This window comes from Burkholderia sp. USMB20 (assembly GCF_000949135.2).
GTDB lineage: Bacteria > Pseudomonadota > Gammaproteobacteria > Burkholderiales > Burkholderiaceae > Burkholderia.
Map to the genome: position 1 here is coordinate 569,650 of NZ_JTAN02000012.1, position 15,240 is coordinate 584,889.

Consider the following 15,240-nt stretch of genomic DNA (forward strand, 5'->3'; position numbering starts at 1 on the left):
CCTGCATTGCTGCTCGTACAGCTTGTGATTTCAGTATAGCGGGGGATGGGGCGGCCGCGACGCGGCCCGACATCGAACGATCGTGCGGATTTTCCCTTACAGGGTTTTGACGGGATTGCGCAGGGCTGAAAGGTCGTCTTCCCCGAGCCAGCGCCACGCGCCCGGCGCCAGGTCGTCCGGCAGCGTGAACCCGCCGATGCTTTCGCGGTGCAGTGCCTCGACGCGATTGCTGGCGGCCGCGACCATGCGTTTCACCTGATGATATTTGCCTTCGAGGACGGTCAGCGCGAGCGCGTGCGTGTCGCGCGCGTCGGCGGCGACCGCCGCGATCGGCTTCGGCTCGCCGTGGAGCTGCACGCCGGCGCGCAGCGCGTCCAGCTGGGCGTCGTCGAGCGGGTGGCGCACGGTGGCGACGTAGGTTTTCGGCACCTTGCGCTTCGGCGACGTGTACGCGTGCACGAACTGTCCGTCGTCGGACAGCAGCAGCAGGCCCGTCGTGTCCTGGTCGAGGCGGCCGACGCATTGCACGCCGCGTGCGACGAGCGGCGCGGGCAGCAGGCTGAACACGCTCGCGTGGTGTTGCGGCTCGCGCGAACACTCGTAGCCTGCCGGCTTGTTGAGCGCGAGATACGCGCGGGCGTGGAACGGCCACGCGGTGTCGTCGACCGTGAACACGAGGCCGTCGGTGTCGAACGACGCGTCGGGGTCGGTCGCGCTCGCGCCCGCGACGGTGACGCGGCCCGTTTCGATCAGGCCGCGACACTGGCGGCGCGAGCCGAAGCCCTGCGTGTAGAGAATGCTTTCGAGATCCATAGCGCGCGCATTCTATCAAGCCACGCGCCGGCACCGGCATGAACCCGCCCGCGCTGGTAAGCTGCCGGAGCGCCGCGCCGCACGTTTGTTCTTCACGGAAAGTGGACGTCGCATGCAAGGAGCGTACGGCTTCAGCGTGAAGTCGCGCCACGACGGCGGCAGGCTCGTACCCGGGCTGCCACCGTCTCCATTCCGACACGGAGTTCGCCGCATGAATCCGACGACGCTCGATGCACTCGCCGATTTCCCCCGTCAGCTCGAAGCCCATTTCGCCGCCGTGCCGGACGGCTACGCGCGCTGGACCCCCGACGACTGGAGCGGGATCCCGAGCGAGCATTTCTCGCCGCTCGGGCAGCTCTGCCACGTGCGCGACATCGAAATCGACGGCTACCACGTGCGGCTGCGGCGGATGCTCGACGAAGATCACCCGCTGCTCGTGTCGGTCGACGGCGATGCGCTCGCGCTCGAGCGCCGCTACGACGCCGCGTACGCGTCCGACGTGCTCGCGGCGATTCGCGACGCGCGGCGCGAGACGCTCGACCTCGTGTCGCGCCTCACGCCCGGGCAGTTTGCGCGCACCGGCGAGTTCGAAGGCTACGGCGCGCTGACCGTGCGCGGTCTCGTCCATTACCTGTGCAGCCACGACCAGCAGCATCTGGCCGGCATGCAGTGGCTGCTCGGCAAGATCGACGCGGCGCTGTACGCGCGCTGAACCGCACGGCCCGGCGGCCGTGCATCGTGTCGCGTCGAGCGGATTTCGTCGCGTTCGTCGGTGGGGCAGCCCACCGTTCCGGATGCCTGACTGGATCGTTTTTCTGGATAATTCATCCAGCCGTGCCCGGCTGACCGGCACGTCGCGCGTGCCTACACTCCTAGCTTCATTCAACGCAAACAGGAGTCAACCGTGGCTACTCATACGCTCGCAGACAAGGTCGTCCTGATCGCAGGCGGCGCCAAGAATCTCGGCGGGCTGATCGCCCGGGACCTGGCCGGCCACGGCGCGAAAGCGGTGGCGATTCACTACAACAGCGCGGCATCGCAGGCGCAGGCCGAAGAGACGGCCGCTGCCGTGCGCGCGGCCGGCGCGGAAGCCGCGACGTTCCAGGCAGACCTGACGACGGCCGCCGCGGTCGAGAAGCTGTTCGGTGACGCGAAGCAGCGCTTCGGCAAGATCGACATCGCGATCAATACCGTCGGCAAGGTGCTGAAGAAGCCGTTCACCGAAATCACCGAGGCCGAGTACGACGAAATGTTCGCGGTGAACAGCAAGTCGGCGTTCTTCTTCATCAAGGAAGCGGGGCGGCACCTCGAGGATCACGGCAAGCTCGTCACGCTCGTGACGTCGCTGCTCGGCGCGTTCACGCCGTTCTATGCGGCGTACGAAGGATCGAAGGCGCCGGTCGAGCACTTCACGCGCGCGGCGTCGAAGGAGTACGGCGCGCGCGGCATCTCGGTGACGGCGGTCGGGCCCGGCCCGATGGATACGCCGTTCTTCTACCCGGCCGAAGGCGCCGATGCGGTCGCGTATCACAAGACGGCCGCCGCGCTGTCGCCGTTCAGCAAGACGGGCCTCACCGACATCGAGGACGTCGTGCCGTTCATCCGTCATCTCGTGACCGACGGCTGGTGGATCACCGGGCAGACGATCCTGATCAACGGCGGCTATACGACCAAGTAATCGACCCGGTAACGGGCCGTGCCGGGGGCGTCGTGTGCGCGGCGACCCGCAATGGACCGTTTGCATGGACAATGGACGGGCGCGCGGACACAACGCCGCGCGCCCGTTTCATCTGTGCCGCCGGAAGCGGCCGCGACGCGCGGCGCTTGCCGGCCGCGGTCGTCCGAACCCACGTTCTCCGCCTGCCGATGGACAAGCTGGATCAGGTCAGGATCTTCCTTCAGGTTGCCGAGATGGGCAGCTTCATCAAGGCCGCCCACGCACTCGACGTGCCGCGCGCGACCGTGTCGGCCGCCGTCCAGCAGCTCGAGACCGCGCTCGGCACGCGCCTGTTGCACCGTACGACTCGGCAGGTCCAGCTGACTGCCGACGGCGCGCTGCTGCTGGAGCGTGGCCGGCGCCTGCTCGCGGAAGCCGACGAGCTCGACCGGCTGTTCCGGCGTCGCGATCGCGACGTGATCGGGCGGCTGAACGTCGATGCGCCGAGCCGGATCGCGCGCCGCGTGATCGCCCCCGCGCTGCCGTCGCTGTTTCGCCGCTACCCGAAGCTGCAACTGTCGCTCGGCTCGACCGACCGCTCGATCGATCTCGTGCAGGAGGGTGTCGACTGCGCGATCCGGGTCGGGCGGCTCGCGGACAGCAGCCTCGTCGTGCGGCCGCTGGGGCAGTTCGCGCTGATCAACTGCGCGAGCCCCGACTACCTGCGCGAATGCGGCGTGCCCGAGCATCCCGATGCGCTTGCGCACGGGCACTGGGCGATCGGCTATGCGTCGCCGACGACCGGCCGCGAGCTCGGCTGGGAATACTGCGCGGACGGTGGACGGCATACGCTGACGCTGCCGAGCCGCGTGATCGTCAACAACGCTGAAACCTATATCGCGAGCTGCATCGCCGGCATGGGGCTGATCCAGATTCCGCGCTTCGACGTCGTGCATCTGCTCGACAGCGGGGCGCTGGTCGAGGTGATGCCCGGCCATCGGGCCGCGCCGATGGACGTGTCGGCCGTATATCCGCATCGGCGGCATCGGTCGAGGCGGCTCAACGCGTTCGTCGAGTGGTTCGGCGAGCTGATGGCGGATGCATTGAACGACGCGGGCGCGGCCGGCAGCGGCGACTGAAAGCGGCGTCGTGGCCGCAACTGCGGGCCGCCCGCCATTCGCCGGCCGGTGACGCCAATCGATCGGCGTCGGTGCGACGCGGCATGCGCGGTACGTCCGGCACGTGCGGCCATCGCGTCGCGCCCTCAGGCGGCGAACTGCCGCGTGCGCCCGGTCGCCCGCACCGCGTCGATCAGCGCGGCGCAGGCGCCGTCGGGCTTCGACGCGAACGCGTAAAAGCGCGCGGCCGGCAACGCCGGCAGGCCGTCATTCGCCCCGCATGCGCGCAGGCCGTCGCGCAGCTGGCTGCGCGCGAGCGCCGTGACCGCGAAGCCGGCCAGCGCGGCCGATATGCAGCCGGCCATGCTGGCGCTTTCGAACAGCACGCGAAACGGCCGCAGCGCGGCGGCGAGCGAGGACACCGCGGCTTCCCGGTACACGCACGGCTCCGGGAACAGCGCGAGCGGCACATCGCCTTCGGCGTCGATTGCCATATCCGACGCGAACGCCCATACCAGTGGTTCTTCCCACAGCAGTTCGCCCGGCGCGTCGACCTGCCTGCATTGCTTGCCGAACACGACGTCGAGCCGGCCCAGCGTCTGCTCGCGCAGCAGCGCCGCGGTGATCCCGACCTTCAGTTCGATCGATGTGCGCGGATGACTGTCGCGAAACGTGCGCAGCACCTGCGGCAACCATGCGCCCGCGAAATCCTCCGACGCGCCGACCCGCAGCCGGCCATGCGCCGGCGCGCCGCGCAGCCTCGCGCGCACTTCGCGCTCCAGGTCGACGATGTTGCGCGCGTACGCGTACAGCGTGTCGCCGGCCGGCGTGAGCGCGATGCGGCGCGTCGTGCGCGCGAGCAGCACCGTGCCGGCCGCCTGCTCGAGCCGCTTGATGTGGCCGCTGACCGCGGACGGCGTCAGCGCGAGGCGCTCCGCGGCCGGCGCGAAGCCGCGGCTGTCGACGACTTCGAGGAAGGTACGCAACAGCGCGATGTCGAGCGCGGTCGACGCGGGATCGGTCAGCGGTTCCATCGGTTGATTCACCACGATATTTGAAGAATGAGTCATGATACGCCGCGAATCGTGATGAGAGACGGGCCTACCATCGGGCATTCAGGCTGACCAACCGGAGTGCACATGACCGCTTACCGCTATGCGACGACCGCGTCGCTCGAACTCGCCTATCTCGAATGGAACCCGCGCGGCGAACGCGTGGCCGTGCTGCTGCACGGCTGGCCGGACAGCCCGGTCGGCTGGGAGGCCGTGGCTCGAACGCTGGCCGCACGCGGCTACCGCGTGCTCGCGCCCGCGCTGCGCGGTTTCGCGCCGACCCGCTTTCGCGATCCCGCGACGCCGCGCAGCGGCCGGCTCGCGGCGCTTGGCCGCGACTTGCTCGAATTCATCGACGCGCTCGGCATCGAGCGGCCCGTGCTGGTCGGGCACGACTGGGGTGCGCGCGCGGTTGCGAACGCGTGCGGGTTGCGCGACGGCGCGGCCTCGCATCTGGTGATGCTGTCGGTGGGATACGGCACGAACGACCCGGCCCAGGCGTTGTCGCTGCCGCAGGCGCGCAACTACTGGTACCACTGGTTCCTGGCGACGCCGCGCGGCGAGCAGGCGCTGCGCGACGATCGCCGGGCGTTTGCGCGCCTGATGTGGGATACGTGGTCGCCGGCCGGCTGGTACGACGCACGCGACTTCGACGCGGCCGCGACTGCCTTCGACGGCCCGGACTGGATCGACGTGGTGCTGCACTCGTACCGTTATCGCTGGGGGTTCGTCGACGGCGGCGCCGCATACGCGGAAGACGAGGCACAGCTGACGCCCGCACCGGTGCTGTCGGTGCCGACGCTCGTGCTGCACGGCGGCGCGGATTCCTGCAACGGGCCCGAGACTTCGGCCGGGCGCGAGCGGTTCTTCACCGGCCGCTACGAGCGCGCCGTGCTGGACGGTGTCGGGCACTTTCCGCAGCGTGAGGCGCCGGGAGCGGTTGCGGACGCGATCGCGCGGTTCTGCGAGCAACGCTGAACGCGCGGCCGCACCTCGGTGCGCGGTCGATCGAACCGGTCACTCGGTGCGGTGCGGAATGTTGTCCGGGAACGGGTAGGGCGCGTGCGGCCCCGGCCAGTCGGGCACGGGCGGCTCGCGCAGCAGGTCGCATCCGCCCAGCAGGATCGACAACAGCGCGGCAAGCACGCGGCGGCGGATCGGGCTCGAAAAGAAGACGCGCGTGGACATGAGCGGCCTCCGTGCTTGCGTGTCCTGATGCTTGGACCGCCGGGGAAGGACGTGCGTTGCGGTGTGCGTGGCGCGCGCAACAAACAAAAAACCAACAAAAAACCCGCGAAGCGGCGAGCTTGCGCGGGTTTCGACAGTGCAGCGCATTGACGCTGCGAAAGACTGGTGCCCAGGGCCGGAATCGAACCGGCACGCCTTGCGGCGGGGGATTTTGAGTCCCCTGCGTCTACCAATTTCACCACCTGGGCTTTTGATCCTGGCCGCGCATGCGATTCGTACGGATTGTGCGCGGCGAAAGGCGGATTATGGCGGAAAACGGGGCACCGGGCAAGCTGTCCGGCGACCGCCCGTGCGTTACTGGCTCAGATAGACGAATCGGCCCTGCTTCACGATCCCCATCACGCTCGCGCGCTGATCGAGCCCCACGTGATCCTTGTCGCTGGTGTTGACGACGCCGTTCGGCACGACGAGTTCGTGCGCGCGTTCGAGTTCGCGCCGCAGCGCCGCGCGGAAGCCCGGCGTGCCGGGCTGCGCGGCCTTGAGCGCGTGGCCGACCGCGTCGGCGAGGCGCGGATACACGCCCGCCGCGTCGCCCGCGAACTGCGTGACCGTGCCGGCGCCGTATTTCGCTTCATACGCGTCGACGAACGCGAGTGCGGCCTTGCGGGCCGGATGGTCGGCAGGCAGCGTGCGCGCGACGACCACCGGCTGGGTCGGGAACAGCGTCCCGTCGACGTCCTTGCCGCCGAGCTTGATGAACTCCGGCGTGGCGATCCCGTGCGTCTGGTAGATCGCGCCCTTGTAGCCGCGCTCGATCAGCGTGCGTTGCGGCAGCACGGCCGGCGTGCCCGAGCCGGCGATCAGGATCGCGTCGGGCTTCGCGGCGATCAGCTTCAGCGCCTGGCCGGTGACGCTCGCGTCGGTGCGGTTGAAGCGTTCCGTCGCGATCACGCGGATCTTGCGGACTTCCGCGAAGCGTGTGAATTCGTTCAGCCAGCTGTCGCCATAGCTGTCCGCGAAGCCGATGAAGCCGACCGTCTTCACGCCGTGGTTGGCCATGTAGCGCGTCATCACGTCGGCCATCGCGCTGTCGCTCTGCGCCATCTTGAATGCCCAGGTCCGCGCGCCTTCCTGCGGCTCGACGATCGCGCCGGAGCCGACCAGCGTGATCATCGGCGTCTGGGCGGCGGCCACCGCGTCGAGCGCCGCGAGCGCGGCCGGCGTGATGTTCGGCCCGACCACGACGTCGACGCGATCCTCGTCGACCAGCTTGCGGATGTTGCGCACGGCCGCGCCCGGGTCGGACGCGTCGTCGAGCACCGTCACCTGCACCGGCTGCCCGGCGATCGTCTTCGGCCACATCAGGATCGCGTTCTTGCTGGTGATGCCGATCGCGGCGGCCGGGCCGGTCGACGACAGGTCGACGCCGACCTTCAGGTCGGCATGCGCGGCCGCGCAGGCGAGCACGAGGGCGGCGCCGGCGGCGCGGCGCAACAGGGCGGGAAGCGTCATGCGGAAATCTCCGTCGGGCAATAAAAAGGGGCGCGATTTGCGCCCCTGTCGTTATACCTGTCTGTCAAAGCTCGTACGATTCGGATTCGCCCTTGAGCGCCTGCTCGATCAGCTTGCGGTTCAGCGTCGGCGACAGCAGCTCGACGAGCGTATACACATAGCTGCGCAGATAGGCGCCCTGCTTGAGCGCGACACGCGTCACGTTGCTGCCGAACAGGTGGCCGACCGGAATCAGCCGCAGGTTGCGGTCGCGCTCCGGGTTGAATGCGATGTCGGCCATGATCCCGACGCCCAGGCCGAGTTCGACGTAGGTCTTGATCACGTCGGCGTCGATCGCTTCCAGCACGATGTCCGGCGACAGCCCGCGCAGCGCGAACGCATGATTGATCTTCTTGCGGCCGGCGAACGCGTCGTCGTACGTGATCAGCGGGTACTGCGCGAGATCGTCCAGCGTGACCGGCTTGCGTTCGAGCAGCGGATGGTCGGCCGGCACCACGGCCGCGTGATGCCACTGGAAGCAGGGCAGCGACACGAGTTCCTTGTAGTCGGCGATCGCCTCGGTCGCGATCGCGAGATCGGCCTGGTCGTGGATCACCATCTCGGCGACCTGCGTCGGGCTGCCCTGCAGGATCGACAGGTGCACCTTGGGGAAGCGCTTCTTGAACTCGGCGATCGCGGCCGGCAGCGAGTAGCGGGCCTGCGTGTGGGTGGCGGCGATCGTCAGGTTGCCCTGATCCTGCGCCGCGTAATCTTTTCCGACCCTTTTAAGGCTTTCAACTTCCTGCAGGATCCGCTCGACCGATGCGAGGATGATCCTGCCCGGCTCGGTGAGCGAGCGCACGCGCTTGCCGTGGCGCGTGAAGATCTCCACGCCGAGCTCGTCCTCGAGCTCGATGATCGCCTTCGACACCCCCGGTTGCGACGTGTAGAGCGCCTTGGCGGCCTCGGTGAGGTTGAAATTCTGCCGGACGGCCTCGCGCACGAAGCGAAATTGGTGCAGGTTCATTTATAACCCTTCCGCATATCAACAGAATTTTTTAGTCGTTTGAAATATAAGGCGAGTTTATTACGATTCACCGGAGTTTTTCAAATATGGATATCTGTTTTCGTCATTAGCAATCCAGCCGGGCCGCGCAAGGCCGGCGATGGCGGCGGAACGGAGATTCGGGCGCGACGTGGCTAGGACGTCGCGCGGTCACCACGAAAACCCCTGGGGTCCCCGAATGTATCAGTACGACCAATACGACCAGACGATCGTCGACGAGCGTGTCGCGCAGTACCGCGATCAGGTGCGCCGCCGGCTGTCGGGCGAGTTGAGCGAAGAAGAATTCCGTCCGCTGCGCCTGCAGAACGGCCTGTACATGCAGCGCCACGCGTACATGCACCGCATCGCGATTCCGTACGGCAACCTGCGCAGCGACCAACTGCGGATGCTGGCGCGCATCGCCCGCGAACACGACCGCGGTTACGGCCACTTCTCGACCCGCTCGAACATCCAGTTCAACTGGATCCAGCTCGAGGAAACGCCGGAGATCCTCGCGAAGCTCGCGTCGGTGCAGATGCACGGCATCCAGACGTCAGGCAACTGCATCCGCAACATCACGGCGGACCAGTTCGCGGGCGTCGCCCAGGACGAGGAGATCGATCCGCGTCCGTGGTCGGAAATCCTGCGCCAGTGGTCGACGTTCCATCCCGAATTCGCGTGGCTGCCGCGCAAGTTCAAGATCGCGGTGTCGGGCTCGACGCACGACCGCGCGGCCGTGCAGATCCACGATCTCGGCGTGTACCTGAAGAAGAACGCGCAGGGCGAGGTGGTCGCGAGCATCCTCGCGGGCGGCGGCCTCGGCCGTACGCCGATCATCGGCGCGGTGATCAAGGAAGACCTGCCGTGGCAGCACCTGCTCACCTATTGCGAAGCCGTGCTGCGCGTATACAACCGCTACGGCCGCCGCGACAATCTGTACAAGGCGCGTATCAAGATCCTCGTGAAGGCGCTGTCGCCCGCGAAGTTCGCGCAGCAGGTCGAGGAAGAGTGGCAGCACCTGAAGGACGGCCCGTCGACGCTCACGCAGGCGGAAGTCGACCGCGTGTCGCAGTACTTCCAGCCGCCCGTCTACGAGAAGCTGGCCGACACCGACGCGTCGTTCGAACAGCACCTGCTCGAGAACAAGGCGTTCGCGCGCTGGGTCGAGCGCAACGTCGCGCCGCACAAGGTGCCGGGCTATGCCGCGGTCACGCTGTCGCTGAAGGACCACCGCGTCGCCCCCGGCGACGCGACCGACGCGCAGATGGACCTGGTGGCCGACTGGGCAGACGCGTACTCGCTTGGCGAACTGCGCGTGTCGCACGAGCAGAACCTGATCCTCGCGAACGTGAAGAAGCGCGACCTGTTCACGGTGTGGGAAAAGGCTAAGGCGGCCAGCTTCGCGACGCCGAACGTCGGCCTGCTGACCGACATCATCGCGTGCCCGGGCGGCGATTTCTGCTCGCTCGCGAACGCGAAGTCGATCCCGATCGCGCTGGCGATCCAGCAGCGTTTCGAAGATCTGGACTACGTGTACGATCTCGGCGACCTGTCGCTGAACATTTCCGGTTGCATGAACTCGTGCGGTCATCATCACGTGGGCAACATCGGCATCCTCGGCGTCGACAAGGACGGTGCCGAGTGGTACCAGGTGTCGCTCGGCGGCGAGCAGGGCACGGGCCGCAACGGCGCGCGCCTCGGCCGCGTGATCGGGCCGTCGTTCTCCGCGGAGGAAGTGCCGGGCGTGATCGCGAAGCTGATCGACACGTTCGTCGAGGCACGCATCGACGGCGAGCGCTTCATCGACACGTACGACCGCATCGGCATCGCTCCGTTCAAGGAGCGCGTGTATGCGGCGCGCCAGGCAGTCAACGCGTAACCAACCGGGTAGAAGGAATTTGCAGATGGCTTCGATTATCAAGAACCGCGCAGTGATCGACGACGCATGGCAGGTCGTGCGCGCGGCGGAAGACGGTGCGCTGCCCGCGGTCGACGCATTGCCGGCCGGCAAGGTGCTGGTGCCGTTCACCCTGTGGCAGGCCGAGCGCGCGGCGCTCGTCGCCGCGAAGACGAAGGACGAACTCGGCGTGTGGCTCGCGCCGGACAGCGAGCCGGCCGATCTCGTGGCCGACTTCGGTGCGATCTCGCTGATCGCCGTCGATTTCCCGCGCTTCGCGGACGGCCGCGGCTACAGCATCGCGCGCCTGCTGCGCGAGCGCCACGGCTGGACCGGCGAGCTGCGCGCGATCGGCGACGTGCTGCGCGACCAGCTGCTGTACATGTCGCGTTGCGGCTTCGACGCGTTCGCGGTGCGTGCCGACAAGGACATCCACGATGCACTGAACGCGTTCGGCGAATTCACGCAGCGTTACCAGGGCGCATTCGACGAGCCGGCGCCGCTGTTCCGCCGCCGCGCGGCCGCGGCCGACGCGAAGGTGAGCGCATGAGCGCCGCGACCGCACTGACGCCCGAACTGGCCGCGAAGGTCGAGCGCCTCGACGCGCTGCTCGCGCAGATCGGCGCGCGCCACGAGAAGGTGAAGTTCGCGAGCAGCCTCGCCGCGGAAGACATGCTGCTCACGCACGCGATCCTGTCGAAGGGCGTGTCGATCGGCATCTTCTCGCTGAACACCGGCCGCCTGCATGCGGAAACGCTGGGCATGATCGACCGCGTGCGCGAGCGCTACGGCTACGAGATCGAGCAGTTTCATCCGCAGCAGGACGCGGTCGACCAGTATGTCGCCGAGCACGGCCTGAACGCGTTCTACGAAAGCGTCGAGCTGCGCAAGTCGTGCTGCCACATCCGCAAGGTCGAGCCGCTGAACCGCGCGCTGGCCGACGTCGGCGCGTGGGTCACGGGCCAGCGTCGCGAGCAGTCGGTCACGCGTGCGGAGCTGCACGAGGAAGAACAGGACGAAGCGCGCGGGATCGCGAAGTACAACCCGCTCGCCGACTGGACGGAAGCCGACGTGTGGGCGTACCTGAAGGCGTTCGACGTGCCGGTCAATCCGCTGCACGCGCGCGGCTATCCGAGCATCGGCTGCGAGCCGTGTACGCGCGCGATCCGCCCCGGCGAGGACAGCCGGGCGGGCCGCTGGTGGTGGGAGTCGCGCGACACGAAGGAATGCGGGCTGCACATCACGATCACGCCGATTCCCGCGAACGCCGAAGCCGGCGCCGCGCACTGAAAGCCGACAAGAAACCGAATATTGCGCCGCCCGCGACAGCGGGCGGCACGAACCCAGAAGAGAAGGACTGAAATCATGAGCACGACGCTCGAGCAATCCGCCTTTGCCCCGCCCACCGGTGCCGACGACCGCATGGGCCACCTCGACTGGCTCGAAGCCGAGTCGATCCACATCCTGCGCGAACTCGTTGCCGAATGCAGCAAGCCGGCGCTGCTGTTCTCGGGCGGCAAGGACTCGGTCGTCGTGCTGCACCTCGCGCTGAAGGCGTTCGGCCTCGGCGCGAACCGCAAGACCACGCTGCCGTTCCCGCTCGTGCACATCGACACGGGCCACAACTACGAGGAAGTGATCGACTTCCGCGACCGCCGCGCGCAGGAGCTCGGCGCCGAGCTGGTGGTCGGCCACGTCGAGGATTCGATCAAGCGCGGCACGGTCGTGCTGCGCCGCGAAACCGATTCGCGCAACGCCGCGCAGGCCGTCACGCTGCTCGAGACGATCGAACAGCACGGCTACACGGCGCTGATCGGCGGCGCGCGCCGCGACGAAGAGAAGGCGCGCGCGAAGGAGCGGATCTTCTCGTTCCGCGACGAATTCGGCCAGTGGGATCCGAAGGCGCAGCGCCCGGAACTGTGGAGCCTGTACAACGCGCGCCTGCACAACGGCGAGCACCTGCGCGTGTTCCCGATCTCGAACTGGACGGAACTCGACGTGTGGCAGTACATCGCGCGCGAGAACCTCGAACTGCCGTCGATCTACTACGCGCACCAGCGCGAGATCGTGCGCCGCAACGGGCTGCTCGTGCCGGTCACGCCGCTCACGCCGATGCGTGACGGCGAGACGAGCGAACTCGCGCAGGTGCGCTTCCGTACCGTTGGCGACATCAGCTGCACGTGCCCGGTCGAGAGCGACGCGGACGACGTCGAGAAGATCATCGCCGAGACGGCGGTGACCGAGATCACCGAACGCGGCGCGACCCGGATGGACGACCAGGCATCCGAAGCCGCGATGGAACAGCGCAAGAAGCAAGGTTATTTCTGAAGCACACGAGGACATTCACATCATGAGCATCATCGAGAACACCGAAGACCTCGGCGTGTTGCGTTTCATCACCGCGGGCAGCGTCGACGACGGCAAGAGCACGCTGATCGGCCGCCTGCTGTACGACAGCAAGGCCGTGCTGTCCGACCAGCTGTCCGCGCTGTCGCGCGCGAAGAACAAGCGCACCGTCGGCGACGAGATCGACCTCGCGCTGCTGACGGACGGACTCGAAGCCGAGCGCGAGCAGGGCATCACGATCGACGTCGCCTACCGCTATTTCGCGACCGCGAAGCGCAAGTTCATCATCGCCGACACGCCGGGCCACGAGCAGTACACGCGCAACATGGTGACGGGCGCATCGACCGCGCATGCGGCGATCATCCTGGTCGACGCGACGCGCGTGACGATCGAGAACGGCGTCGCGGAACTGCTGCCGCAAACGAAGCGCCACAGCGCGATCGTGAAGCTGCTCGCGCTGCAGCACGTGATCGTCGCGATCAACAAGATGGACCTGATCGACTACAGCGAAGCACGCTTCAACGAGATCCGCGACGCGTACGTCGCGCTCGCGAAGCAGCTCGGCCTGAAGGACGTGCGTTTCGTGCCGGTGTCGGCGCTGAAGGGCGACAACATCGTCGGCGCGAGCGAGCGCATGCCGTGGTACGCGGGCGAGCCGCTGCTCGACCTGCTCGAATCGCTGCCGGTCGAGACGCAGGCGCACGACGCGCTGCGCTTCCCGGTGCAGTGGGTCGCACGCCAGGACGGCAGCTCGGCCGACGATTTCCGCGGCTACATGGGCCGGATCGAATCGGGCGAGGTGAAGGTCGGTGACGAAATCGTCGTGCTGCCGTCGAACCGCACGGCGACGGTCGCCGAGATCATCGCGCCGGTGCCGGGCGGCACGGCGGCGGTCGCGCACGCGTTCGCGGGCCAGACGGTGACGATTCGCCTCGCGGAAGACGTCGACGTGTCGCGCGGCGACATGTTCGTCACGACCGCCGAGACGGTCGCGCCGGCGAAGAAGCTCGAGGCGGACCTGTGCTGGTTCGACGAGACGCCGCTGTCGCCGCAGCGCAAGTACCTGCTGAAGCAGACCACGAGCACGGTGTTCGCGAAGATCGGCGCGGTCAAGGAAGTGCTCGACGTGCATACGCTGTCGCACGCGACCGACCGCCAGGAACTGAAGATGAACGACATCGGCCGCGTCGCGCTGACGCTGCAGAAGCCGATCGTCTGCGACACCTACGATGCGCACCCGGGCACGGGCGCGTTCGTGCTGATCGACGAGGCGACGCACCACACGGTCGCCGCCGGCATGATTCGAGCGTTCTCGGCGTAACGGGCTTAACCGGCGGTCAGCGCCGCCCTCGCGGCGGCGCGGGCCGGCCGCCGTCCGCACGAGCAGGACCCCAAGCGAAGCGACAAACATGGGCAAGGTATATCTGATCGGAGCAGGGCCGGGCGCCGCGGACCTCATCACGGTGCGCGGCATGCGGCTGCTCGAGCAAGCCGACGTCGTGCTGCACGACGCGCTCGTCGAGCCGGCGATGCTCGACTACGCACCGAACGCGCGCAAGATCGCGGTCGGCAAGCGTTGCGGGCAGCGTTCGACCGCGCAGCATTTCATCAACAAGCAAATCGTCGACGCGGCGCGCGAGCACGCGTGCGTGGTGCGCCTGAAGGGCGGCGACCCGATGCTGTTCGGTCGCGCCGAAGAGGAAATGCGCGCGCTCGAAGCGGCGGGCATCGATTTCGAGGTCGTGCCGGGCATCACCGCGGCGCTGGCCGGCGCGGCGACGCTGAAGCGCTCGCTGACGTTGCGCGGCGTGTCGCGCAGCGTCGCGTTCGCGACGCACAGCCGCGCACCGGGCAGCGACGAGATTCGCGAGGCCGCGCGCGCCGATTCGATCGTCTACTACATGGGCCGCGACAGCGCGCCGGGCATCGCGCAGGAACTGATCGACGCGGGCCGTGCGAGCGCGACGCCGGTGGCGATCGTCGAGGCTTGCAGCACCGCGCGCGAGCGCACGCTGACGCTGACGCTCGGGCAGATGGCGGCGGGCGGCGCGCAGGCGTGGCTCGACCCGGCGGAGCCGAGCCTGCTGATGATCGGCGATGCGTTCGCCGAACGCGTGCGGCACGCGAAAGAGGGCGCTGCGTTGCAGGATGCGGCCTGAGTCGAACGTGCGATCCGCAGGCAAAAAAAGCGCCGGCTTCCGAAGCCGGCGCTTTTTCGTTTGGGCTCGCCGCTTTGGCCAGCGATTCGCTTACGCGTCGCGGCCGAGCTGGTCGATGCAGTAGCGCGCGATCGCGTCGAGCACGCCGTCGTCTTCCCCGACGGCCGTCGCGCAACGGATCTCGACGCCCGGATGCGTGGCCCGGCATGCATCGACGAGCTGCGGCAGGTCGCGGCGGACATGCCCGCCCTGACCGAAGAACACGGGCACCACGGTGATGCGCGTGCAGCCGGCCGCGACTTGCGCGGCGACGGCCGTATCGAGCGATGGCGTCATCAGTTCGAGAAACGCGAGCGACACGTGCGGAGCAGGGGAGCCGGCCCCGCGCAGCCGCGCGGCGAGCCGCTCGAACGGCTCGGCCCAGCGCGGATCGCGTGCGCCGTGGCCGAACAGGACGATGCCGTGCGAACTCAT

16 protein-coding genes and 1 tRNA gene are annotated in these 15,240 nt (G+C 68.0%); 10 read left to right on the top strand and 7 right to left on the bottom strand.

The window, feature by feature from the left end; genetic code table 11:
• Positions 1-96: 96 nt before the first annotated feature.
• Positions 97-813 (bottom strand): pseudouridine synthase, encoded by a 717-nt coding sequence (locus PL79_RS15855; RefSeq protein WP_044845611.1) that lies wholly within the window; start codon positions 811-813, stop codon positions 97-99.
• Between the two features lie 211 nt (positions 814-1,024).
• Here PL79_RS15855 and PL79_RS15860 point away from each other — a divergent pair, with 211 nt between their 5' ends.
• From PL79_RS15860 to PL79_RS15870, 3 genes are all read left to right on the top strand, one after another.
• Positions 1,025-1,525, top strand: coding sequence for a DinB family protein (locus tag PL79_RS15860; protein WP_044845612.1), 501 nt, complete (start codon positions 1,025-1,027; stop codon positions 1,523-1,525).
• 192 nt (positions 1,526-1,717) lie between these two features.
• A complete protein-coding gene (locus PL79_RS15865; protein WP_044845613.1) occupies positions 1,718-2,491 on the top strand; it encodes an SDR family oxidoreductase in 774 nt (257 codons plus the stop codon).
• A gap of 188 nt (positions 2,492-2,679) precedes the next feature.
• Positions 2,680-3,609, top strand: coding sequence for a LysR family transcriptional regulator (locus tag PL79_RS15870; RefSeq protein WP_044845645.1), 930 nt, complete (start codon positions 2,680-2,682; stop codon positions 3,607-3,609).
• Positions 3,610-3,734: 125 nt separating this feature from the next.
• Here the strand turns inward: PL79_RS15870 and PL79_RS15875 are convergent, their stop codons facing one another.
• On the bottom strand, positions 3,735-4,622 hold the full coding sequence (locus PL79_RS15875) for a LysR family transcriptional regulator (RefSeq protein ID WP_044845614.1): 888 nt from the start codon (positions 4,620-4,622) through the stop codon (positions 3,735-3,737).
• A 105-nt stretch (positions 4,623-4,727) separates the two neighbouring features.
• Between PL79_RS15875 and PL79_RS15880 the strand changes: the two genes are divergently transcribed.
• Complete coding sequence (locus tag PL79_RS15880; RefSeq protein WP_044845615.1) at positions 4,728-5,618, top strand: alpha/beta fold hydrolase; 891 nt, start codon at positions 4,728-4,730, stop codon at positions 5,616-5,618.
• Positions 5,619-5,657: 39 nt separating this feature from the next.
• Here the strand turns inward: PL79_RS15880 and PL79_RS36145 are convergent, their stop codons facing one another.
• From PL79_RS36145 to PL79_RS15895, 4 genes are all read right to left on the bottom strand, one after another.
• Positions 5,658-5,828, bottom strand: a complete 171-nt coding sequence (locus PL79_RS36145; protein ID WP_193759846.1) for a hypothetical protein — start codon at positions 5,826-5,828, stop codon at positions 5,658-5,660.
• A gap of 163 nt (positions 5,829-5,991) precedes the next feature.
• Positions 5,992-6,076, bottom strand: a tRNA-Leu gene (locus PL79_RS15885).
• Between the two features lie 106 nt (positions 6,077-6,182).
• On the bottom strand, positions 6,183-7,340 hold the full coding sequence (locus PL79_RS15890) for an ABC transporter substrate-binding protein (RefSeq protein WP_044845616.1): 1,158 nt from the start codon (positions 7,338-7,340) through the stop codon (positions 6,183-6,185).
• Between the two features lie 64 nt (positions 7,341-7,404).
• Positions 7,405-8,346: a CysB family HTH-type transcriptional regulator gene (locus PL79_RS15895; protein ID WP_009689198.1), complete on the bottom strand. Its 942-nt coding sequence runs from the start codon at positions 8,344-8,346 to the stop codon at positions 7,405-7,407.
• Positions 8,347-8,563: 217 nt separating this feature from the next.
• Here PL79_RS15895 and PL79_RS15900 point away from each other — a divergent pair, with 217 nt between their 5' ends.
• From PL79_RS15900 to cobA, 6 genes are all read left to right on the top strand, one after another.
• The gene (locus tag PL79_RS15900) at positions 8,564-10,243 is read left to right on the top strand and encodes a nitrite/sulfite reductase (RefSeq protein ID WP_044845617.1); all 1,680 of its coding nucleotides are present in this window, start codon (positions 8,564-8,566) and stop codon (positions 10,241-10,243) included.
• 25 nt (positions 10,244-10,268) lie between these two features.
• Positions 10,269-10,811: a DUF934 domain-containing protein gene (locus PL79_RS15905; RefSeq protein WP_044845618.1), complete on the top strand. Its 543-nt coding sequence runs from the start codon at positions 10,269-10,271 to the stop codon at positions 10,809-10,811.
• On the top strand, positions 10,808-11,551 hold the full coding sequence (locus PL79_RS15910; protein ID WP_044845619.1) for a phosphoadenylyl-sulfate reductase: 744 nt from the start codon (positions 10,808-10,810) through the stop codon (positions 11,549-11,551). The genes PL79_RS15905 and PL79_RS15910 overlap by 4 nt, the downstream gene beginning before the upstream one ends.
• Positions 11,552-11,626: 75 nt before the next feature.
• Entirely contained in the window at positions 11,627-12,589 is a 963-nt protein-coding gene (gene cysD, locus PL79_RS15915) for a sulfate adenylyltransferase subunit CysD (RefSeq protein ID WP_044845620.1), read from the top strand.
• Positions 12,590-12,611: 22 nt separating this feature from the next.
• Positions 12,612-13,928 carry a sulfate adenylyltransferase subunit 1 gene (locus PL79_RS15920; RefSeq protein WP_044845621.1) on the top strand — a complete coding sequence of 439 codons (1,317 nt, stop codon included), beginning with the start codon at positions 12,612-12,614 and terminating at the stop codon, positions 13,926-13,928.
• Between the two features lie 88 nt (positions 13,929-14,016).
• Positions 14,017-14,766 (top strand): uroporphyrinogen-III C-methyltransferase, encoded by a 750-nt coding sequence (cobA, locus tag PL79_RS15925; protein WP_044845622.1) that lies wholly within the window; start codon positions 14,017-14,019, stop codon positions 14,764-14,766.
• Between the two features lie 90 nt (positions 14,767-14,856).
• Here cobA and PL79_RS15930 read toward each other — a convergent pair whose 3' ends face one another.
• Positions 14,857-15,240 (bottom strand): sirohydrochlorin chelatase, encoded by a 384-nt coding sequence (locus tag PL79_RS15930; RefSeq protein WP_044845623.1) that lies wholly within the window; start codon positions 15,238-15,240, stop codon positions 14,857-14,859.

What these genes read in the sequence shown, in the direction of transcription:
- PL79_RS15905 (WP_044845618.1), top strand. Translation starts at nt 10,269, where the DNA reads ATGGCTTCGATTATCAAGAACCGCGCAGTGATCGACGACGCATGGCAG.
- PL79_RS15880 (WP_044845615.1), top strand. Translation starts at nt 4,728, where the DNA reads ATGACCGCTTACCGCTATGCGACGACCGCGTCGCTCGAACTCGCCTAT.
- cysD (WP_044845620.1), top strand. Translation starts at nt 11,627, where the DNA reads ATGAGCACGACGCTCGAGCAATCCGCCTTTGCCCCGCCCACCGGTGCC.
- PL79_RS15910 (WP_044845619.1), top strand. Translation starts at nt 10,808, where the DNA reads ATGAGCGCCGCGACCGCACTGACGCCCGAACTGGCCGCGAAGGTCGAG.
- PL79_RS15870 (WP_044845645.1), top strand. Translation starts at nt 2,680, where the DNA reads ATGGACAAGCTGGATCAGGTCAGGATCTTCCTTCAGGTTGCCGAGATG.
- PL79_RS15900 (WP_044845617.1), top strand. Translation starts at nt 8,564, where the DNA reads ATGTATCAGTACGACCAATACGACCAGACGATCGTCGACGAGCGTGTC.
- PL79_RS15930 (WP_044845623.1), bottom strand. Translation starts at nt 15,240, where the DNA reads ATGAGTTCGCACGGCATCGTCCTGTTCGGCCACGGCGCACGCGATCCG.
- PL79_RS36145 (WP_193759846.1), bottom strand. Translation starts at nt 5,828, where the DNA reads ATGTCCACGCGCGTCTTCTTTTCGAGCCCGATCCGCCGCCGCGTGCTT.
- PL79_RS15890 (WP_044845616.1), bottom strand. Translation starts at nt 7,340, where the DNA reads ATGACGCTTCCCGCCCTGTTGCGCCGCGCCGCCGGCGCCGCCCTCGTG.
- cobA (WP_044845622.1), top strand. Translation starts at nt 14,017, where the DNA reads ATGGGCAAGGTATATCTGATCGGAGCAGGGCCGGGCGCCGCGGACCTC.
- PL79_RS15860 (WP_044845612.1), top strand. Translation starts at nt 1,025, where the DNA reads ATGAATCCGACGACGCTCGATGCACTCGCCGATTTCCCCCGTCAGCTC.
- PL79_RS15895 (WP_009689198.1), bottom strand. Translation starts at nt 8,346, where the DNA reads ATGAACCTGCACCAATTTCGCTTCGTGCGCGAGGCCGTCCGGCAGAAT.
- PL79_RS15875 (WP_044845614.1), bottom strand. Translation starts at nt 4,622, where the DNA reads ATGGAACCGCTGACCGATCCCGCGTCGACCGCGCTCGACATCGCGCTG.
- PL79_RS15855 (WP_044845611.1), bottom strand. Translation starts at nt 813, where the DNA reads ATGGATCTCGAAAGCATTCTCTACACGCAGGGCTTCGGCTCGCGCCGC.
- PL79_RS15920 (WP_044845621.1), top strand. Translation starts at nt 12,612, where the DNA reads ATGAGCATCATCGAGAACACCGAAGACCTCGGCGTGTTGCGTTTCATC.